The organism is Thermocrinis ruber (assembly GCF_000512735.1).
GTDB classification, from domain to species: Bacteria; Aquificota; Aquificia; order Aquificales; family Aquificaceae; genus Thermocrinis; species Thermocrinis ruber.
Genome location: NZ_CP007028.1, coordinates 689673 through 709367 on the forward strand (window position 1 = coordinate 689673; position 19695 = coordinate 709367).

A 19695-nucleotide genomic window follows, 5' to 3' on the forward strand; every position below is an offset into this window, starting at 1 on the left:
TCACACTGCAATCTTTACTGCCTGTTCTTTATTTTCAAAGCCTATTATATAAAAGTTCAACATCTTGGCACATCTACTTAAATTCTCCTTTAGTTCCGTATCCATAAGCTGTGCAGGATGGTTGAGGTAGAAAACAACCAAGGCACCACCCTCTTCTAAGCTCACCGGCACAGAAACGGTCAAACTGCTTTGGTCTATAAGGCACTCTTTTACAGAACTGTCCTTCAAAGGAAAGACATTTATGGCTTTTAGCTTGAACATTTCCTTTACACCATTAAGATATTCCTCCGGATTCTTGCTGTCAAGCAACTCTAATAGTTTAAGTAGCGTTTCCTTCTGCCTTTTTTCCCTCTCAAGGGTTGAAACTTCCTTCTGGATGCTTCTGTATGCCCTCCTCAGTTCCAAAAAATACCTTCTATCCTTTTGAAGGCTCCTAAGCAACTCTACAGAGGAGGGAGAGATTCCCAACGCCAAAGCTAAAGGAAAAACCAAAAGCCCCTTCAAGCCAAAGTTATAAACGCCAAGGGCAGTGGCAGAAAGAACAGATATAAAGAGAGGCACAAGATTTTTGGGAAAGCTAAAGAGGGAAGGCACCAAAAGGGAAAAAATAGCCAAGGGTTCTTCCGAAAGTAAAGCCAAAGGTATGAGGAAGAAAAAGTCTATGTAATCGTTTAGCCTTCTAAGCTTGAAAGAGTAAAAATAATTCACCAGGGCAACAGAAAGATAAAGGGAAGATATAACCACTACCACCGCCTTTTGGGTGTATCCCGGAAGGTAAAGGAGGGCATGAAACATAAAGAACAGAAAGAGCAAAAACCTTAAAAAGGTGATTAAAAACACCTTGTTTAGCCACACAGTGCTAATATTATATCCTTGATGGAAAAGAAGATAAACATAAGCCTCCTTTTGGAAAGCTTCCACAATTTGGAGAAGGCTTACGTAGACCTGAAAAAGCTTCTCTCTTTAGGCAAAGAAGAGTTTGTTAAGAACAAACTTATCCAGGACAAGGTTAGGGTAGATTTCAACTTAGCCTTTGAAAGCTGTATGAGACCCTGTAGGCACCTTTCGGTGGTTTTTGGTCTAAAGACCTCCTCAAAGGATTGTTTGGTAAAACTTGGAGAGAAGGTGGGCTACGAGGACCTTGAAACCCTCCAAGCCTTTATAGATTTTTACTTTAAATACAGGGACCTAAAGGAAACGGTCCAGCCGGAGGAACTGTACGATTTCTTAGAAAAGAACCTACATGTTTTTAAGGATTATGCAAAGGCGGTGGTAGAGTATGTTAAACAAACCACCGGTAATTATCTTCTCATAGACTTTGAACTTCTGAAGGAAAAGGCAAGGTTTGTTAAGGATTCTGTAAATAAAATAAACTTCGTCCTATCGGTGGGCTTGGAGGAATTCAAAAAAAAGCCTATGTATCACGACAGGGCCAAATACTTTTATCAGGTGGCTTACGATTCCCTCTTTGACATTTGCAAACACCTTGCACCAAAGTTTGGCATAAAAAAATTCGGCGATGATTGTCTTTTAAAGATGGTGGAGGGCGGTATAATCTCCCCTCAGTATTACCCAGTTCTGCTTAAAATGATGAACCTAAAAAACAAGCTTATAAGCACTTGGGATATAGATTTGGAAAACCTATACAAAGAGTTAATGGAACTCAAAGACCATTTTGAACCAGTGCTAAAGGAAATATCCTCTTCACTCAAAAGCCTGTTAGATAAAATCGCCAGCCATCAAAAACAACTCCAACAAAACAGCCAAGGGCAAGGAAAGGACCAAAGGGAATAGCAAAGTTCATGCTTTTATGTTTTATCAGTATAGGAAGCACATAAAGGAGCCCAAAGAGGGAGCCCAAAAAGACCGCACTGATTACACCCCAGATGCCCGTCCAACTACCTATAAGAGCCATAAGCTCCACATCTCCAAACCCAAGCCCCTCAAACTTTCTGACTTTTTTGTAGTAAAGGTATATAAGTAAAAAGGGCAAAGCACCCGCCAATATTCCCAAAAGGCTCTCATAGAGGCTAAAGTCCTCCCTAAAGACGGAGATTATCACACCAAGGAATGTTCCACCCAACATCAAGGGCTCCGGGAGGCTAAAGGTATCCCAATCTATCAGGCTAAGCACCAGCAGTAAGGAAAAGAATACGTAAAGTCCAAGGGCTGTGATACTAAAGCCCCATTTGTAGTAAGAGAGAACCGCCAAAAAGCCACTAAAAGCCTCTACCAAAGGGTATCTGATGGATATTTTGGCAGAGCAGTTTGGACATTTTCCCCTCAAAAGGATGTAGGAAATTATTGGGATGTTGTTATACCACTTTATGGGTGTTTTACAGCTCGGACAGTGGGAGGGAGGCTTAACAATGGACATACCCCGAGGGATTCTGTATATGAGCACGTTGTAGAAGGAGCCAAGCATCGCACCAAGCAGAAAGAGGAAAATGTAAATCATAGTATCATTTTATCCTTTGTGTGCCAATGAGTTTGTATTTTTAGAACAACCTTTTCCACTCTTGACGCCTTTGGAATATAAGAATATACTAATATTATGATTAAAATCATGAAAGGAGGTGTTGTCATGAAGAGAGGTTTGTTAGTTGCAAGTGCTTTGCTTGGCTTTGTAGCGGTAGGTTTTTCTTACGATGCGGAGCTTGCCAAAAAGCTTGACGCCATGTTCTCCCAAATGACGCCGGAAGTGTTAAAGCAAAGACCTTGTCAGATTGACGCAAACCAGCTTTTTGAAATGATCAAGAAAAAGGAAGACTTTGTAATCCTTGATGTTAGAACTCCGCAAGAGCAAAGCATTACGGGAATTACTTGGAAGAACACATTAAATATTCCCATGCACGAGGTTTTCAAACCAGAAAACCTAAACAAACTACCTAAAGACAAGAAAATAGTGGTAGTATGCCACTCTGGAGACAGGGCAGCAGCAGTAGTAACCGGTTTGAGGGCTATTGGCTTTAACAACGCATACCAGTTCAAAGGTGGAATAAAAGAACTTGCGGACAAGGTTGGAAGGAACGTGGTAGATGTTGTGAAGTAAATTCTTTTGGCGGGGCTTTTGCCCTGCTTTTATTCAAGCCTAAAATTAATCGGCAATTTTACCATTATATCCAGGGTTCCTTAAAACCCTCTAGTCTTTCTTTTATATCTCCCTTTGGTTCCAAAACAAAGCCGACAAGGACAGTAAGTTCATCTTTAAGCCCAAGCTTTTTCTGGACAGCAAGTCCTTCACGGGCTACGGAAAGAAATTAAATTTAAAATTGTTGGAGAAAAACATGCGGACGCTTGAGGAAATAAAGAGGATAATCGCAGAACACAAAGAGGAAATAAGGCAAAAGTATGGCATAGTAATTCTTGGAGTTTTTGGTTCTTACGCAAGAGGAGAACAAAAGGAAACAAGCGATGTGGATATTCTTGTAAAGGTTGAACGTCCTCTGGGTTTAAAGTTCGTCACCGCAAAGCTTGAGTTAGAACGTTTGCTTGGACTTAAGGTGGATTTAGTATCCATTAATGCAGTCAAACAAAAGCCGTTGCTATGGAAGAGTATAGAAGAAGATTTGATCTATGTCTAAGAAGAGAAAAGATTGGAGGCTTTACCTCTTAGATATGTTGGAATGCATAAAAAGGATAGAAAATTATGTGGAAGGTTTAAGCTACGAGCAATTTTTGATGGATGACAAAACCAAGGATGCAGTTGTAAGAAACATTGAAATCATAGGCGAAGCGGCAAGAAACATTCCAAAAGAAATCCAAACAAGGTATAGCCACATTCCCTGGGCTGAGATAATATCAACAAGGCATGTTATAGCACACGATTACTTCGATCTTGATTATGAAATAATTTGGAGTATTATTGTTCAAGACATTCCGGTTCTCAAAAGGGAACTTGAACTTATATTAAAGGAGATTAATAACCAGCCAAGCTTTGACCTTTAAACATTGGGAAAGTTTGAACTTCCGCCCTTTTTCCATAATCTTATGTCCTTTCTTTTCGAAGCTTGTCCTCAAGGAGTTGCAAAAGTTCAAGGTCTATTGCCTTTGGCATAGTTTTAAAAATATATCACTTTATCACTCCCAAAACCTTTAACAAAAACTCAAGGGCGTCTTTGTTGAAAAGTATAAAGGTGAAAAGGAGAATAAGAAACATTATGGTAAATTTACGGTCAAGCTTTAGGATTTCTTCCTTAAGTTCTGACCTAACGCTATCAATCTTCCCATCAAGTTCCTTTCTGACTAACTCTATTTTTGCCTCAAGCTTTGATTCCATTGCTTGCATTTCTGTCCTAACTGCCTGTATTTCTGTCTTTAAGACTTGGATGTCCGCCTTGCTTGCCAATTCCTTTGTAAGCTCATCTCTGAGTTCAAGCTTTTTCTGGATGGCAAGCTCTTCTGCCCTCTTTTCCATAACCTCAAGTCCTAATTCTATTGCCTGTGCCACTTTTCTTGCGGTTTCCTTCCCGAGCTTGTCCTCAAGTAGTTGCAAAAGTTCAAGGTCTATTGCCTTTGGCATAGTTTTAAAAATATACCACAGAGGCTAAGGGAAAAGGTTAAATTTAAAATTGTTTGAGAAAAGCATGCGGACGCTTGAGGAAATAAAGAAGATAATCGCAGAACATAAAGAGGAAATAAGGCAAAAGTATGGCATAGTAATTCTTGGAGTTTTTGGTTCTTACGCAAGAGGAGAACAAAAGGAAACAAGCGATGTGGATATTCTTGTAGAGCTTGAAAGACCAGTGGGCTTAGAGTTTTATGAATTCTGGGAATACATTGAAAACCTTTTGGGAACTAAAGCGGATGTTTTAACATTAACTGCCCTTAAGCAAAAAACTCCACTTTGGGAAAAGATAAAAGGGGACATAGTCTATGTCTGAAAGAGATTGGAAACTCTTTGTCTTTGACATTTTAGAAAGCATTAACAAGATTGAAAGATACATTGAGGGAATGGACTATGAACTTTTTGATAAAACAGACCAAACAAAAGATGCGGTGGTAAGAAACCTTGAGATAATAGGTGAAGCATCAAACCAAATTCCAAAAGAAATACGGCAAAAGTATAGTCATATACCTTGGAGTAGGATAATATCAATGCGGAACAGAATGATACACGGCTACTTTACAGTTGATTATCGTATTGTTTGGAAAATTATAAAAGAAGATCTGCCGGAACTTAAGGAAAAGTTGGAGGAAATTCTGAAGGATGAAGATCAATAGATAAAATCTAACAAAATCTACTTTATCACTCCCAAAACTTTCAACAGAAACTCAAGGGCGTTTTGATTAACAAGTATCAGGGTAAAAAAGAGAATGATAAACAGTATGGTAAATTTACGGTCAAGCCTCAGAATCTCTCTTTCAATCTTGGCTTCCATAGCTTGGATTTCAGCCCGCAATATTTGTAAATCCGCCTTGCTTGCCAACTCTTTAGTAAGCTCATCTCTGAGTTCAAGCTTTTTATGGATAGCAAGTTCCTCTGCTCTCTTTTCCATAACCTCAAGCCCTATTTCTATCGCCTGTGCTACTTTTCTCGCCTCTTCTTTCCCAAGCTTGTCTTCAAGGAGTTGCAAAAGTTCAAGGTCTATCACCCTTGGCATAGTTTTAAAAATATATCATCACTCAAATAGGTCTATCGTTTTTAAAACTTTTGCCTATAATTATCCTTATGGAATTCAGGGATTACATTGCAATACTTAGCGGGCTTGTTGGGATATTGGCTATCTTTATATGGGTTATGGGAATGCTTGTTCAACAGATAAATAAGAGAATTGATACGGTGGATAAGAGGATTGATGACTTTAGGGATAATATGGATAAAAGGCTTGGTGAGTTGAGGGATGATATGGATACAAAGTTTGACGGTGTATACAGAAGAATGGGTGAGTTAAAGGATGATATGGATAGAAGGTTTGAGGATATATACAGAAGGTTGGGTGAGTTAAGGGGTGAGATGGATAGAAGATTTGGTGATTTAAGAGAAGAGATTGGCGGTTTGAGGGAAGAGACTAAAGAGATCAAGCTTCTTCTTTACAAGGTTTTAGAGGTTCCTCACAAGCAGGGGGAGTAAGGAGTTAGTTTTATCCCTTCACAAAATGGCGGGACGGGTCTATTCTTTTTAAAACTTCTGCCTATAATTATCCCTGTGGAGTTTAGGTATTACATTGCAATACTTAGTGGGCTTGTTGGGATTTTGGCTACCTTTACGGGGATTATGTGGATGCTTGTTCAGCAGATAAACAAAAGAATTGATACGGTGGAAAAAAGAATTGATTCAGTGGAAAAGAGAATTGGCGAACTGAGAGAGGACATTAAGGAGTTGAGGGAAGAAGTCAAAGAGATAAACAGGAGAGTTGATGGCTTGAAGGAAGATGTGAGTAGAAAGTTTAGTGAGTTAAAAGAAGAAATCAGGGAATTCAAGGACTACGTGGCTTTAGAAGTCCTTCACAAGCGAAGGCTTCACAGGGTAAGTGTTATAAAACTTCCTCACAAGCAGGGGGAGTAAGGGGTTAGTTTGATTCTATTATTTTTATCTCTTTGCAAATTGTATTTGTTCAGTTTAAGGGTTAGTCCCTTCCTTCTCAAGGATTTCATCAATTTTGATAGCTATTCTTTCAATCCTTTTTGAAATAGAACATATTAGAATTGGATCTGTCCGTGATAATCCTTCAAGAACTTCAATTTCCTCGTTAAGTTTGTTAATTTCATGCCATATATAAAGTATATTTTCCACAAAACCTTTATCTAAAGCTGATAATTTATTTAGTGTTGAAGATAATAGTGTCATGTGAATAGGGTTAATACTTGGCTTATTTTCTCTATCTCCAGATCCCTCCTCTTCAAAGTAATGTTGCACGTTTTCCATCGTAGGGCATTGCGATCTTAGTTTCATTTCCCTTATGTATTCCTCTAAAAACTTTATAGTTTCCTCGATATCTTCCTGTTTCGATTGTTTCGATCTCTCAAGGTTTTCATAGACAAACATAAGTATTTTTATCTCATTCATTAGATAATCAGGGAAATATTTTCCATATTTTTCGGTTAGTTCATAAAACCACTTTAAATCAAATCTGAAAAATCTTAGAACTGTGAAATAAACTTCATAAAATTGTGTAAAGTTTTCAATCAATGAAATAAGAATATACCTCAATTCCAATAAAATACTTGATTTCAGTTCTCTAATTTCTCTCTTAGATTCGCATTCCTTCAAGAGTATACCCACAAGCGTACTTAAAAATACACTAATTGGAATTGCTGAAATCGGAATATATTTTGAAAGGCTTGGACTATCAAGTATCAATGGAAGGGAAAACACTATAGATGTTAACATTATTAATATTCCAAGGAATAACTGGTTTATACCCTCCAGTAAATCTTTTAGCATCACTTTTACTTTTTTCTTTACCTTTTTCATTTTTCCAACTCTATAGTCCTTATCTCCTCCTCCGTTAAGCCATAAAGCTTATAAACAAGCTGGTCTATTTCTCTTTCAAGCTCTTTGACTTTTTGCTGTTTTTCTTGGCTGGTCTCAAAATCGGGGGATTGGGTAAGCGTGAGGATTTCTTGGACTTTTTGGACTATTTGGTCGGCGAGGGGTTGGGTTTGAGGAGTGAGGGGTGGGATGGGGAGTTGTTCTAAAAATGCTTTCTTATATCGGTATCCATCTTCTCCTAATCCACCGCCGGCATAAAAAGTTTTGAAGAAGAATGCCACTGGTTTTGAATTTAGAAGCCCAAGCAAGTATTTTAGGTTTTTACCAGTCATTAGAAAACCAGTAGCCTCAACATAAATTCCTGTGTTGTCATATGCAAAGCTTGGTTCCCTTACTATCTCCTGCCACACTATCTTTTCCTTTTCAAATTCTAGGTAGTAATCACAAGGTCTTAACTCCCACCAGTAATCACCCTGGTCATCCCTGTCAAAAAGTCCTTTACCCTTTCCTTTTACATTTGCAAAACTCATAAAGTGGTTATAAAGTGCTGGAAAAGTCTTTTTGAAAAATTCCTCTGGGTCTTCTTGCCCTCTGTGTTCGTTAGTCCATCCAGCTGGAATAATGATTACCCACAATCCCGCCCACTTATACCTATACCTCTCAATATCCCTACCTCTCAAAACTGGCTTAATTATTTCCTCTGTTCTCCTTCTCTCCTCTTCATCCTTGCAATTTGCCAAAATCCTGTTTCTTGTTTCTGTGTCTATGATAAAAGCGTCGTTGTATCCAGTTTTAATTCCATAATAAATCTTTACATCCCACTCTTTTAAGGGTTTTCCTGCTTTTTCAATCTTTTCTTTTAAGCATAAAACTTTGTCATCTCCGAGTGTCCAGCAGTTGTTGGAGAGTTTTTCTTGCAACATGGTTTGCCAGTTTCCAACATAAGCGGTCTGCCAGTCTCTTAAATCTTGCCAAGTTTCAACATCACTCCAAGACTCCACCCTTTTAAGCACTGTTTCAGTTTCTTGTTCTATTAAATACTTGCTCCTTTTTCTCAAATAGCTTTCTAAGTCTTTCACATCGCTTGGCACTGTTAAGAAGTCAAAGGTGTGTCCCTTTGGTGGTTTTTCTTTTTTGAATAGAAGGATGCAAGTATCCACTGTTTGTTCAAAAACTCTATAACCGCCAAAGTCTATAAGCTTTATGATGGTGGTTTTTTCTTTTAAAAACTTTCTTAGCTTTTCTCCATACTTTGCCCTCATCCATTTATTGCTTGTTATGTATGCCAAAACGCCCTGTTGTTTCAAAAGCTGATAACCTTTTTCGTAAAAATACACATAAAGGTCTGCGGTGGATGTGAAAACTTCGTAGCCCTGCTTTTGGAGTAATGGTTTATCTTTCTTAATTTTCTCCTGCCTCACATACGGCGGATTTCCAATCACTACATCAAACCCATCCATCACTCCAAACATCCACTCGGGGTCAAACCAATCTGCCTTTGCGGTGGGATCCAAAATGTCAAAGCTTATTATTTTCCGGACATCTTTGTTGTCCCATCCTTGCTTTTTCAAAAGCTCCGCTAACTTTTCCCTTAACTCTCTGTCTTTTTCTTCCAATTCTTGCTTTTGCTTTCTGTTTCTAACTCTGAAGTATCTTTCCCTTATCCTCTTTAGCTCGCATTCTATTTTCATCATCTCTTGAGTTCTTATAATTCCTACACTTCCTCGCCTTGAACTTTCCAGACCTATTAGTGTGTTGGCACATACAAACTTTGTCTCAAGGTGGGGCAATGGGAGTATGCCAAAGTTGTTGTTTTTGTCGTTGCTGGGCTTTTGGTCAAGGATCAAAGACAGGAAAAACCTTAGCTTTGTCAGTTGCACCGCTATGGGCTGGATATCCACTCCGTATATGCAGTTTTGGATGAGATAAAGCTTTCTTCCGTAGTCGGGGTAATTCCTTTGCTCGTTGAAGACTTCCAAAAGGTATGCCCTTTCTTCGTTTCTTTCCTCTTGGGTCATCTCTTCCCATCGCTCGGAGAGTTCATTGGTTAGTCTTCTTAGCTGTTCTTCCTTCCAAAGTTCGTTGGTTGGGTCTATTCTGTTAAGAAGTTCCACGAGTTTATGTAAGGCTCCCATGCAAAAGGCACCACTGCCACAGGCGGGGTCTATGATTTTTACATCCGCTATGGCTCGGACAAGCTCCTTTCTCTCTTCATCGGAAAGCTGGGGTTCCTCTTGGTAAAATAGGTTTTCAATCTTTTCTTCACTTAAGCTCGTTCTTGTTTTGAAGTACTCCTTTAGGCTTTCTTCCACCATGTAATCTACGATCTCTTTGGGGGTGTAATAGCTTCCTGTTGCCTTGCGGGCGGTGGTGGCGGTCTCTGGATTGTAGGACGCAAGCAGGTTTTCAAAGACCTTTCCCAAAAGCTCTGGGTCAAGGGCTACTTCTTGGTCTATGGGGCTTGACTCATCGGTGGTCCAGTTGTAGTCTTTGAAAATGGCTATTAGTCCTCTGAACTTTGCCCTTCCAAGTCCATATTTTGAAAGGTCTGTTTCTTGCTCTTTCTCTTGGAAGAAGTATTTATCGGGCACTTTGGCTTGTTTATCAGATCTTCTTGAAAAGCCGTCTATGTATTGGCTGTCTTTGTCCAAACACTCAAAAAGCCCTCCGTTTATGAAGGGAATGTTTTCAAAAAGCCCTAAGACTTCCTCCGGGGGTATCAAAAATTTGTCTTCATACCTGTATAGGCTCTTTATTCCAAAGGTGTTTCTGTTTTTGAGAAAGCCTTCGTCCTTTGCCCATCCTCTTTCGTTTATGGGTCTGTTCAAAGTGGCAAAAAATAGATTTTGAAGTATGGCGTTGTAGTAGTTGTGTCCGTTTCCAAAGTCCTTGACTATGTTTTTTAACTCCTTTGGGTCAAAAAGCTTTTCGGGGACAAGTCCCATCTGTTTGATGAACCACACAAACATTAGCCTTGTAATAAGGCGGATAAGATTCTCTTCCTTTTGTCCTCCGGGGAAGAATATTTCCTTTTAGTAGTTTTCCAACGCATGATAAAACCAAGTTTGAATTTCTTTGTAAAACTCCTTTGTTAGTGGTTGGACGCTAAAGGCTTTTTTGATATCCTCTAAGCTTTTGAATTCACACTCTCCCACTTGCTTTATAAAGGTCTTGTTGGGTAGCTCTGGGCTCACAAAGTAGGTGTATCTTTTGTATGGGCTATACTCTCTCCTTGTGCCATAGGGTTCTGTAAAGACCAAAGAAAAGCGGAAGGATTTTCCCTCCTGCGGGTAAAAAACAAAAAGCCCTGCGATTAATCGGTCTGCTTTTAGGATTTCCTTGGCGATTTCAAACTGTCTTTTTTTACTGCTCCTTTCTGTGATGTTTTCTTTTAGCTCTATGGCGTATGCCTTGAATTTTCCTATGTCCTCAAGCCCTTTGTGTGCTACCTGCCTTATAGAATGAACCTTTTCTCTTAAATCTCCCTTTCTTAGATCAATAAAAATCTCCTCTTCTTCTTCTGTAAAGTCCTTCTTAAAGAAAAAGTCCTTTAATCTTTCAAGGGAAAAGTCCTCTGCCAGTTCTTTGGCTAACTTTTCTCCCTCACTCATGCTGATTTTCTACTGCTATTATAACCTCTTGGCTTTCTTCCTTAAAGCGTGCTTTGGTTTTTTCCAAGAAGTCCTCTCCAAGGTCTGCCTTTAGCTTTTGTATTTTCTTTTTCAACTCCTCTGGCTTGTTTAAGACTGTTTCCCAACTTGTGATTTCCGAAAGCACATACTCGGGGAGTGTTTGGTATTCGGTTAGGTCCTCCATCAAGGCGTTTAAAAATTTTCTCTCCTCTTTGAGTTCATCCATCTTCAAAAGGGTGGAGACCATGTTAAATGCCTTACTTTCCAAGCTGTTTTCACTTCTTGCCCTCTTGATTACAAAGGAATGGCTTGAAAGCACCTTTTGGTAATGCTCCCAAAACTCCGGAGAAAGCTCCCTTCCCTTTTCCTCCGGGCTTGCCTTTATTTTTTCATAAACCTCCTCAAAGCTAACCTCTAAGGGCATGCTCTGGCTGTAGTCCTTGTATCCAACAAAAAGGTCTTTTCCTCTTCTTATGAACACCATAAGCTCGTTCTTTTCTCCCTTTTTGGCTACCTTTACCCTGCGTGGCATCTCTTTAAGCTCTTGTTTTATCCAAGGATGTTTTTCAAGGATCTCTTCGTATTCTTTTTTGACCTTTGAGAAAAAGCTTTCTTCTTCTTCTTGGTAGGTGTTTAGCTTTTTGTATAGCTCGGATGGTTTGGGCTCCTCTTCAGGAGAAAAGATTTTGGCATCCTCTCCCAAAACATGGTGGATCATAAACATCTTTGTTTGGGCGATCTCCCTTGATTTGGCTATGTCTGCTCCCTTCTCCGTGGGGAAGAAATTGACGATGAATATCTCATCATAAACCTTTCTGCCTATACGGTTTATCCTTCCCACCCTTTGGATCACGCGCACGGGGTTCCAAGGTATGTCGTAATTTATCACCACTCCAGCCCTGTTTAGGTTTATGCCTTCCGAAAGTTTGTCGGTGGTTATAAGTATGTGGTATTTGTCCTCTTGGTTTTCGTATTGGGCGTCAAAGTTTTTGAGGATTTCTTCCTGTGTTCTTTTGCTTATTTGTCCTATGGCGGAAAGGACTTTACCGTTGAATTCCCTTTCCAGCAACTCCTTTAGGTGCTTTGCGGTATCCACATACTCGGTAAATACCACCACCTTTATGTTCTTTTCCAAAAATTCTTTTATACCTTCAATAAGCCTTTTTGCCTTTGGGTCCTCCTCCAAAAGCCTTAACTCTTCCATCTTTTGCTTTAGCTCCTCAAAAAGCTCTATGTCCTCCTGTATGTGCCGGAAGAACTTTTCCTTTTCTTTGAATTTGTCAATTTCGTAGATTTTGTGGTATTTTTTGTTGATCTCTCCACTTTCAAGTGCCTGTTTATACTCATTAAGGGCTTTTTCTATTTCCTCATCGGTTGCATCCGCCAGCTTTTCCATTAGCTTTCTGTCAAGGATGAACTTTCCTGTTTTCTCGGCAAACTTCAAAGCAGTTTCGTGTATTCCTATGAAGTTTTTCAAGCTCTCGTAAAAGGCTTTAAAACTGCTTTCAAAACGCTTTACCAAAAGTCTTCTCATAAAGTCGTAGAGGTTTTTCTGATAAAGGTATATAAAGTTCTCCTCGGGAGATCCTGCGTTATCCTCCTCGGGCTCATAGCCCTTTTCATACTTTATGGGAATATATATGGCTCCGTGAAATCTTCCGCCCTCCTCCGGCTCATAGAAAGCCCTTATCACCTCGTCATAAAAGTCAAGCTGTTTTTTGTCCAACTCAAAAAACCACTCCTGCGGGTCCCTCACCTCTGGCATTTGGATTTTGTCTTTGTAGTATTTAAGGTCAAGGCGGTTCCTTCTGATGACTACCTTTTCAATGACCGCCTTTATCTTTCGCGAAAGCTCCTTTGCCCTCTTAGAGACCTTTTCAATATCTATTTCCCTTTCTCCGAAAAGTTCCTTGTAATACTTTTTAGCCTTCTCTCTTTTTTTACTGTCGGGTGAATTGTGATAGTTGTTGATGTATGCCAGTTTTTTAAACTCGTTGTCATACTCGTCAAACCTGTCTGCGAGGTTTCCGTCCAAGGTCAGTGTGGATTTTTTGGGGATGGTGAAAAGCTTTAAGAGGGCAAAGATGTCTGCGGGTCTGTTGTTAAAGGGTGTGGCGGTCAAAAGTATAACAGTCTTCCCTCTGCATATTTCACTAAGGTAAAAATAGCTTTCTGTCCTTTGGTTTCTAAAGCGGTGGGCTTCGTCTATGATGACCACTTCTATGTTTTTATCTTTTACATACTCTTTAACCTCCTCCAGCTTTCCCAAAGAAAAGACCTTCCAGCCATGAAGTTCAAAGTCCTCTATATACTTTTTCCACCCAGATTTTTCGTACTCGTCTCCCACAAGGTGCGGAGGGCATATAACAATGCCTCTCTTTCCCAAAGCCTTGGCGGTGAGGCATGCGATGACGGTTTTTCCAAGTCCTACCACGTCCGCAAGTATTACACCTCCGTGGTCTTCACAGCAGGCAACCGCTTGGGCTACCGCAGAAAGCTGATAGTCGTAAGGCTTGTATTCCGCTCTTTCCATCAACTCCTCAAGCTCAGACATTGGAAGCTTTCCCTGATGGAGTTCCAAGTAGTTTTTCAGAAGGTAAGCGTATGCTACAAAGGGTGAGATCTCCTTAAAGAATGTCCGAGTTTTGAAAACTTTTATGATGTCCCCCGGAGATAGAGGGACTGCCCTTTCCCATCTTTCGTCAAAGTACTTTTCTGCACTTTCAAAGCCGTAATCTTTTATTTCTACGTTGAACTCCTCCTGTCCTTTCAGTCCCGCAAGGGTTAGGTTGGAACTACCCGTGATAAAGGTATGCTGTAGGAGGTCTCCCTCAAGTTTGAAAAGATAAAGCTTTGCATGGTTTGGCTCTCTGGTCTTTTTTATGACTAACTTTTTCTCCTCCAAAAGCTTTAGGAAAAACTCCACCTGCTCGTATATTTCCTTCTTGTCAAGCTCCTCCGACGTAAAGGCTTTCTCAAGGGACTGCAAAAAGCTGTTTTTTACCTCTTCCTTGCTTTTATTTCCATGCGCCAACTCGTAAAGTCCATAGACGCCCTTATCCACGCTCAAGCCCACAAGGACCTTTATGTGCTCCTCTTTTAGCTTTCCTTCCTTTTCCAACTCCTTTAGTGTCTCATACAGTGCCTGCACGCCAGAAAAGTAAAAGAAGCCCACCAAAAACTTAAGCTCTCTGCTGTGTTTTATAAGGGTTTTTAGCCTTCCCTCTAAAGTCCTTTCTTGGGCGTTGGTGATGAAATTTTGACTCATTAAAAGGAGATTATATTCCCTTCCTTATCCAACCGATTCGTATATTCTTGCCCTCCACTTAGCACCCAAGCTCTTTGCCAGCTCCTCCGTTTTTTTCATATCCACGCCCGGGTAATCTACCGCGGTGGCAACTACCTCAAAGCCCAAGCTTTTTGCGGTCTTTATAAACTCTATTACCTTTTCAAAGGCATCCGGTCGGGTGGGTCTGCAGACTTTGTCGTATGTCTCTTTATCGGGGGCATTCAGGCTAACAGACCAAACATCCACAAGACCCACAAGCTCCTTTAGTCTCTCCTTTGGCATAAAGGTAAGCAAAAGACCGTTGGTATCTACGCGGACCCTTCCACCTTTGGACTTTACCCACTTTGCAACCTCCTTAAGGGCAGAGAACCTCAAGGTGGGCTCTCCGTATCCACAAAAAACTATCTCCTCATACTTGGTGGGGTCTTCTATCTCTCTTATTACCTCTTCCACCGATGGGTCCCTTTCCACCCACACCCAGTAGCCCTTTACCATAAAGTTCCTTTCCCTTTCTCTTTGACAGAAGGCACAGTGAAGGTTGCACTTGTTGGTTAGGTTGATGTAAAGCTTGTTGTTGATTACGTATGTTATGGTGTCCTTTTTACCGTTGGTGTTCAGGTTGAAGATCAGCTTGGCGTTCTCTGAGGTCATCCTATCCACATCCTCCAGGTTGGTGTTTGGGATTAGTTTAGCCATAACTTCTGCGGTATGCCAGATGTTGGTGGGTTTGTTGGGCTTGCCTCTGACGGGCTGAGGTGCCAAAAAGGGGCTGTCCGTTTCCAAAAGTATGCGTTGGGTGGGGGTCCTCTTTACCACCTCCCTGAGGGCATCTGCCTTTGGGTAGGTGATTATGCCCGAGTAGGATATGTAAAAGCCAAGGTCCACGCATTTTTTCATAAACTCGTAGCTTCCAGTAAAGCAGTGCATCACACCGCCCACTTCGTAGGCTTTTTCTTCCTTAAGTATTCTGTAAGTTTCCTCCTCCGCATCCCTTGAGTGCACAACTATAGGAATGCCCAGCTCCCTCGCTATCTGAATTTGCTTTCTGAAGACATCCTCTTGCTTTTTCCTGTCGGAGTATTCTTTGTAAAAGTCCAGTCCCATTTCACCAAGGGCTTTTACCTTTGGGTTCTTTTGTGCCAGTTCCTTTAGCCAGTCTAAGTCCTCGTCCTTTACTTTATCCGCTTCGTGGGGATGAAATCCTATGGCACAGTAGACCTTTTCCACCTCTTGGGAAATTCTGAGGGCGTTCTGTATGGTTTTCCGATCATAACCCACCGTTATCAAATACTCTAAGGAGTTATCCTTTATAGCTTCCTCGTAGTCTTCCTTTTTGAGAAGGTCCAAATGGCAATGGGTGTCTATCATAAGCTAACGAGTTTAATCCCTCTATGCGTCCTTTTCAAGCCCTTTTGGGTTCGGTTCAAACAGCTGGAAAGTCCGTCGGTCTTTGGATGGTTCATAACTCCTGAAGGAGTTTTTCTACGTGTCCCTTTGCCTTTACGTTGTAGTATGCCCTTTTTATGGTTCCGTCTGGGTTTATAACAAAGGTGCTCCTTATTATGCCTGTGGTTTCTTTACCGTACATCTTTTTGGTGCCGTAGGCTCCGTATAGCTTCGCCACCGTGTAGTCTGGGTCGCTCAAAAGGGGAAAGTTCAGTTGGTATTTTTCTTGGAACTTTTTGTGGGAGGAGATGGGGTCTGGGCTTATACCCAGGACCCTGTAGCCTTTTGATATAAGGGTTTGCAGGTTATCCCTAAAATCGCAAGCCTCTTGGGTGCAACCAGGGGTGTTGTCCTTTGGGTAGAAGTATATTATCAGGTTCTGCCCAAGCAGGTCCTTGAGGCATACCTTTACCTCTTTGCCCTCTTCGTCTATACCCTCCAAGCAAAAGTCCGGTGCCTTATCTCCTTCCTTCAGCATAGCCATGATTATAACCCATCAACCGTAGGTATCGGAATCGCCTTTAACTGGTTCTATCCTCAAAATGGCATCCTCCGGTATGACGTTGTCTCCCGGTTTTGCAAAGATCTTCTTTACCACGCCGGTTATGGGTGCGTGGATCTCGTTTTCCATCTTCATGGCTTCCACTATTGCCACCGTTTGCCCTTCTTGGACAGGCTGACCCTCTTCCACAAGGATCCTTACCACCCTACCGGGCATGGGTGCGGTTGCGTCTCCGGGCTGGGTAGCCTTGGGAATGCCCTTTTCCTCCAACTGCTGTGCCACCGCCTGAGATACTCCACCGGCGGGTATGGCTTCCAGTAATGGAGTAAGCTGAACCTCTTCCAGTCTTCCATCCACTCTGATGTAGTACTTCCTTGGCTTTCCGGACTCCTGGTGGGCGCTTACGCCTTCCACCTTTACCTTGAACTTTTCGCCGTGATAGATGATCTCAAACTCTACGGGTGCTGCGCCAGGCACCGTGCCGGGCTTAACCTCTGTGGTTTCCGTCAGCTCTTCTATGGGCTCTGGCTTGAGTTCTCCCTTCTCCCTTGCTATGAAGAAATCCTTGGCTTGCATGGGGAAGAGGGCATAGAGTAGAACTTCCTCGTCGGTGGGTTCTCTGCCAAGCAGGGCTTTTGTCTCTTCGTAAGCTTTGTCCCAGTCGTTGGGGTCTGCCAGGTCTGCAGCCCTTATGGAGAAGTCTGGCTCTTTTCCGGGACCGAGGATCTTCTTCGCCAACTCCTTGGAGATGGGACCGGGTGGTCTTCCATACTTGCCCTCCACGTAGTCCCTCACTTCCTTGGTGATCACCTTGTACCTCTCTCCGCTTATCACGTTCAGAACTGCCTGCACACCCACGATCTGAGAGGATGGTGTTAGCAAGGGTGGATAGCCAAGGTCCCTCTCCACGTTGGGCACTTCCTTTAGGGCTTCCTCTATCTTGTCAAGGGCGTTGGCTTCTATGAGTTGGGCTACCATGTTGGAGATCATACCGCCGGGGATCTTGTGAATGAGAACCTTTGCATTGACGCCCGCATACTCGGTTTCATACTTTTTGTATTTTTTCTTTATCTGTCTGGCAATCTCTGCGCATTCGTCAATGAGTTTTAGGTCAAGCCCTGTGTCAAAGGGTGTACCCTCCAGCATGGCAACCACTGATTCTGTGGCAGGGTGGGAAGAACCAAAGGCTAGTGGAGATAGCACCGTATCCACCATATCCACACCCGCAAGGATCGCCATCATATGATTCACTATTGCGGTTCCGCTCATGTCATGGTTGTGAAGTAGCACGGGGAGTTTTCCTTGGGTTGCCTCCTTTATACCCTTTATGATGGCATAGGTTTCTAAGGGCATGATGATGCCGGTGGCATCCTTAAAGGACAGCCAGTCCGCACCCATCTCCGCGATCTCAAGGGCATACTCTATCCACTTCTGGTAGGTGTGTATGGGGCTTCTTGTGTAAGATATCTCTGCGTGCACCTCACCACCCAGTTCCTTTATTGCCTTAACTGCGGTTGCTATGTTTCTATTATCGTTCAAAGCGTCAAAGACCCTGAAGACGGTTATACCGTTGGCTATGGACCTCTCCACAAACTTATAAACAAGCTTGTCGGACTTTGGTCTGTAGCCTACGATGTTTTGACCTCTAAATAGCATCTGGAGTTTAGTGTTGGGCATTACCTCCTTTATACGCCTGAGCCTCTCCCAAGGGTCCTCCTTCAGATACCTGAGGCAAACGTCGTAGGTGGCACCGCCCCACACCTCCACCGCGTAAAAGCCCACCTTGTCCATCTTCTCACAGAGTGGCAAAAGGTCGTCGGTTCTCACCCTGGTTGCCAGTTTGCACTGCTGTCCATCCCGGGGCGTAAGGTCTGTTATGAGGATCTTCTTCCTGAAGCCCTTCTTCTCAAGCTCTTTTAGGTCCTCTCTTATCTGCTCAATTATTTCAACTGCATGCATGTTAGACCTCCTTTTATAAACCGTGATAGCTTGCTATAGCAGAAGCAATTATAGCCACAAAGTCCTCTTTGTCCCTGTGTTCTGGGTAATCAAAGAGGTGTGGCTTTTCTTCTAAATACTTGGTGGTAAATTTGCCCGCCCTAAAGTCTGGGTCCTTCATTATGTTTATAAGCAACGGTATGGTTGTTTTTACGCCAGTGATCTCGTAAGTTTCAAGGGCTGCGCGCATTCTATCCACCGCAACCTCCCAAGTGGGAGCCCAAACTATCAGCTTGGCAATCATAGAGTCGTAGTAGGGAGTTACCTCAAAACCGCGAGACGCAGCGTGCTCCACCCTTATGCCAAAGCCACCGGGCACATAGTAGCGCTCTATGGTGCCTATGCTTGGAGCAAAGCCCTTTTTGGGATCCTCTGCGTTGATCCTACACTCTATAGAGTAGCCGTTGAACTTTATGTCCTCCTGCTTGTATCTCAGGGGCTCTCCCGCTGCGATGCGTATCTGCCACTTGACTATATCCACCCCCGTGACCATTTCCGTCACTGGGTGCTCCACCTGAATACGGGTATTCATCTCAATAAAGTAGAGGTTACCCTTTTCGTCTGCCACAAACTCCATAGTGCCCGCGCTGTAATAGCCGATCTCCTTTGCCGCCTTTACCACCAACGAACCGTAATACTCCCTTTGCTCTGGAGTTAGCAGTAGAGAGGGAGCAATTTCCACCAGTTTTTGGTTTCTTCTTTGAATGGAGCAGTCCCTCTCACCAAGATGGATAACATTTCCGTATTTATCTCCGAGAACTTGAAATTCTATGTGTTTAGGGTTCTGTATGTACTTTTCCAGTAGAAGGTCTCCCCTTCCAAAGGCCTTTTGGGCTTCGTTGTAAGCAAGTTCGTAGTTCCTTAAGAGTTCTTCTTCGTTTCTACAGATCCTTATACCCCTTCCACCACCACCGGCGGAAGCCTTTAGCAGAACCGGAAAGCCTATTTCCCTTGCTATGTGAAGGGCTTCCTTTTCATCCTTCAAAATACCGTCGCTACCAGGCACAGTGGGAAGTCCAACCTTTTTGGCAACCTCCTTAGACCTTGCCTTGTCTCCCATTAGCTCTATAACCTTCCAGTGTGGACCTATAAAGGTGATACCCTTTTCCTCGCAGAGCCTTGCAAAGTGTTCGTTTTCCGCCAAAAATCCATAACCCGGATGGATAGCTTCCGCCCCTACCTCCAGAGCCAGGTCCACGATCCGCTCCGCGTTCAGGTAGGTATCCAAGGGATTTACCCCTATCATGTACGCTTCGTCAGCCATCTTCACATGTCTTGCGGTGGATTCAATCTCGTTGTATATGGCTACCGTTTGTATTCCCAGCTCCTTGCAAGCCCTTATGATCCTACAGGCTATCTCTCCTCTGTTGGCAACCAAAACCTTCTTAAACAT

General features: G+C 42.3%; 18 protein-coding genes and 1 pseudogene. 8 read left to right on the plus strand and 11 right to left on the minus strand.

Annotated features, from left to right (window positions below; all coding sequences use genetic code 11):
• Nucleotides 1-855: a hypothetical protein gene (locus tag THERU_RS03790; protein ID WP_156916190.1), complete on the minus strand. Its 855-nt coding sequence runs from the start codon at nucleotides 853-855 to the stop codon at nucleotides 1-3.
• A gap of 21 nt (nucleotides 856-876) precedes the next feature.
• Here THERU_RS03790 and THERU_RS03795 point away from each other — a divergent pair, with 21 nt between their 5' ends.
• Entirely contained in the window at nucleotides 877-1794 is a 918-nt protein-coding gene (locus THERU_RS03795) for a DUF86 domain-containing protein (RefSeq protein ID WP_025305948.1), read from the plus strand.
• Here THERU_RS03795 and THERU_RS03800 read toward each other — a convergent pair.
• Complete coding sequence (locus THERU_RS03800) at nucleotides 1709-2458, minus strand: prepilin peptidase (protein WP_025305949.1); 750 nt, start codon at nucleotides 2456-2458, stop codon at nucleotides 1709-1711. The two genes, THERU_RS03795 and THERU_RS03800, sit on opposite strands and share 86 nt — an antisense overlap.
• Before the next feature lie 126 nt (nucleotides 2459-2584).
• Between THERU_RS03800 and THERU_RS03805 the strand changes: the two genes are divergently transcribed.
• The 3 genes from THERU_RS03805 (at nucleotide 2585) to THERU_RS03815 (ending at nucleotide 3948) form a co-directional block, all read left to right on the plus strand.
• Complete coding sequence (locus THERU_RS03805; protein WP_025305950.1) at nucleotides 2585-3052, plus strand: rhodanese-like domain-containing protein; 468 nt, start codon at nucleotides 2585-2587, stop codon at nucleotides 3050-3052.
• A gap of 235 nt (nucleotides 3053-3287) precedes the next feature.
• On the plus strand, nucleotides 3288-3584 hold the full coding sequence (locus tag THERU_RS03810) for a nucleotidyltransferase family protein (protein ID WP_025305951.1): 297 nt from the start codon (nucleotides 3288-3290) through the stop codon (nucleotides 3582-3584).
• Nucleotides 3577-3948, plus strand: a complete 372-nt coding sequence (locus tag THERU_RS03815) for a HepT-like ribonuclease domain-containing protein (protein ID WP_025305952.1) — start codon at nucleotides 3577-3579, stop codon at nucleotides 3946-3948. Before THERU_RS03810 ends, THERU_RS03815 begins: the two co-directional genes overlap by 8 nt.
• 124 nt (nucleotides 3949-4072) lie before the next feature.
• On the opposite strand, the gene THERU_RS03820 is transcribed toward THERU_RS03815, so the two are convergent.
• Nucleotides 4073-4522: a hypothetical protein gene (locus THERU_RS03820; protein WP_025305953.1), complete on the minus strand. Its 450-nt coding sequence runs from the start codon at nucleotides 4520-4522 to the stop codon at nucleotides 4073-4075.
• A 64-nt stretch (nucleotides 4523-4586) separates the two neighbouring features.
• On the opposite strand from THERU_RS03820, the gene THERU_RS03825 reads away from it, so the two are divergent.
• Nucleotides 4587-4883 (plus strand): nucleotidyltransferase family protein, encoded by a 297-nt coding sequence (locus THERU_RS03825; protein ID WP_025305954.1) that lies wholly within the window; start codon nucleotides 4587-4589, stop codon nucleotides 4881-4883.
• Nucleotides 4876-5223, plus strand: a complete 348-nt coding sequence (locus tag THERU_RS03830; protein WP_025305955.1) for a HepT-like ribonuclease domain-containing protein — start codon at nucleotides 4876-4878, stop codon at nucleotides 5221-5223. Before THERU_RS03825 ends, THERU_RS03830 begins: the two co-directional genes overlap by 8 nt.
• 17 nt (nucleotides 5224-5240) lie before the next feature.
• Here the strand turns inward: THERU_RS03830 and THERU_RS03835 are convergent, their stop codons facing one another.
• Nucleotides 5241-5603, minus strand: coding sequence for a hypothetical protein (locus THERU_RS03835; RefSeq protein ID WP_025305956.1), 363 nt, complete (start codon nucleotides 5601-5603; stop codon nucleotides 5241-5243).
• A 68-nt stretch (nucleotides 5604-5671) separates the two neighbouring features.
• On the opposite strand from THERU_RS03835, the gene THERU_RS03840 reads away from it, so the two are divergent.
• Both THERU_RS03840 and THERU_RS03845 read left to right on the plus strand, forming a co-directional pair.
• Entirely contained in the window at nucleotides 5672-6073 is a 402-nt protein-coding gene (locus THERU_RS03840; RefSeq protein WP_156916191.1) for a hypothetical protein, read from the plus strand.
• 75 nt (nucleotides 6074-6148) lie between these two features.
• Nucleotides 6149-6508: a coiled-coil domain-containing protein gene (locus tag THERU_RS03845; RefSeq protein WP_156916192.1), complete on the plus strand. Its 360-nt coding sequence runs from the start codon at nucleotides 6149-6151 to the stop codon at nucleotides 6506-6508.
• 54 nt (nucleotides 6509-6562) lie between these two features.
• Here THERU_RS03845 and THERU_RS03850 read toward each other — a convergent pair whose 3' ends face one another.
• The 7 genes and pseudogenes from THERU_RS03850 to accC all read right to left on the minus strand — a co-directional run bounded on the left by THERU_RS03850 (nucleotide 6563) and on the right by accC (nucleotide 19695).
• A complete protein-coding gene (locus THERU_RS03850) occupies nucleotides 6563-7417 on the minus strand; it encodes a protein disulfide isomerase family protein (RefSeq protein ID WP_025305959.1) in 855 nt (284 codons plus the stop codon).
• Nucleotides 7414-11046: pseudogene (locus THERU_RS03855) on the minus strand (Eco57I restriction-modification methylase domain-containing protein). The gene THERU_RS03850 and the pseudogene THERU_RS03855 overlap by 4 nt, the downstream one beginning before the upstream one ends.
• The gene (locus THERU_RS03860) at nucleotides 11039-14335 is read right to left on the minus strand and encodes a helicase-related protein (protein WP_025305960.1); all 3297 of its coding nucleotides are present in this window, start codon (nucleotides 14333-14335) and stop codon (nucleotides 11039-11041) included. Before THERU_RS03860 ends, THERU_RS03855 begins: the two are co-directional and overlap by 8 nt.
• A gap of 24 nt (nucleotides 14336-14359) precedes the next feature.
• Nucleotides 14360-15724, minus strand: coding sequence for a YchF/TatD family DNA exonuclease (locus THERU_RS03865; RefSeq protein ID WP_025305961.1), 1365 nt, complete (start codon nucleotides 15722-15724; stop codon nucleotides 14360-14362).
• Between the two features lie 91 nt (nucleotides 15725-15815).
• Nucleotides 15816-16280: a thioredoxin-dependent thiol peroxidase gene (gene bcp / locus THERU_RS03870; RefSeq protein WP_025305962.1), complete on the minus strand. Its 465-nt coding sequence runs from the start codon at nucleotides 16278-16280 to the stop codon at nucleotides 15816-15818.
• Between the two features lie 18 nt (nucleotides 16281-16298).
• On the minus strand, nucleotides 16299-18263 hold the full coding sequence (gene cfiA, locus THERU_RS03875) for a 2-oxoglutarate carboxylase large subunit (protein ID WP_025305963.1): 1965 nt from the start codon (nucleotides 18261-18263) through the stop codon (nucleotides 16299-16301).
• Between the two features lie 13 nt (nucleotides 18264-18276).
• Entirely contained in the window at nucleotides 18277-19695 is a 1419-nt protein-coding gene (gene accC, locus THERU_RS03880) for an acetyl-CoA carboxylase biotin carboxylase subunit (RefSeq protein ID WP_025305964.1), read from the minus strand.

Coding starts and splice junctions, on each gene's coding strand:
- THERU_RS03795 (WP_025305948.1), top strand. CDS start 877: ATGGAAAAGAAGATAAACATAAGCCTCCTTTTGGAAAGCTTCCACAAT.
- THERU_RS03800 (WP_025305949.1), bottom strand. CDS start 2,458: ATGATTTACATTTTCCTCTTTCTGCTTGGTGCGATGCTTGGCTCCTTC.
- THERU_RS03805 (WP_025305950.1), top strand. CDS start 2,585: ATGAAGAGAGGTTTGTTAGTTGCAAGTGCTTTGCTTGGCTTTGTAGCG.
- THERU_RS03810 (WP_025305951.1), top strand. CDS start 3,288: ATGCGGACGCTTGAGGAAATAAAGAGGATAATCGCAGAACACAAAGAG.
- THERU_RS03815 (WP_025305952.1), top strand. CDS start 3,577: ATGTCTAAGAAGAGAAAAGATTGGAGGCTTTACCTCTTAGATATGTTG.
- THERU_RS03820 (WP_025305953.1), bottom strand. CDS start 4,522: ATGCCAAAGGCAATAGACCTTGAACTTTTGCAACTACTTGAGGACAAG.
- THERU_RS03825 (WP_025305954.1), top strand. CDS start 4,587: ATGCGGACGCTTGAGGAAATAAAGAAGATAATCGCAGAACATAAAGAG.
- THERU_RS03830 (WP_025305955.1), top strand. CDS start 4,876: ATGTCTGAAAGAGATTGGAAACTCTTTGTCTTTGACATTTTAGAAAGC.
- THERU_RS03835 (WP_025305956.1), bottom strand. CDS start 5,603: ATGCCAAGGGTGATAGACCTTGAACTTTTGCAACTCCTTGAAGACAAG.
- THERU_RS03840 (WP_156916191.1), top strand. CDS start 5,672: ATGGAATTCAGGGATTACATTGCAATACTTAGCGGGCTTGTTGGGATA.
- THERU_RS03850 (WP_025305959.1), bottom strand. CDS start 7,417: ATGAAAAAGGTAAAGAAAAAAGTAAAAGTGATGCTAAAAGATTTACTG.
- THERU_RS03860 (WP_025305960.1), bottom strand. CDS start 14,335: ATGAGTCAAAATTTCATCACCAACGCCCAAGAAAGGACTTTAGAGGGA.
- THERU_RS03865 (WP_025305961.1), bottom strand. CDS start 15,724: ATGATAGACACCCATTGCCATTTGGACCTTCTCAAAAAGGAAGACTAC.
- bcp (WP_025305962.1), bottom strand. CDS start 16,280: ATGCTGAAGGAAGGAGATAAGGCACCGGACTTTTGCTTGGAGGGTATA.
- cfiA (WP_025305963.1), bottom strand. CDS start 18,263: ATGCATGCAGTTGAAATAATTGAGCAGATAAGAGAGGACCTAAAAGAG.
- accC (WP_025305964.1), bottom strand. CDS start 19,695: ATGTTTAAGAAGGTTTTGGTTGCCAACAGAGGAGAGATAGCCTGTAGG.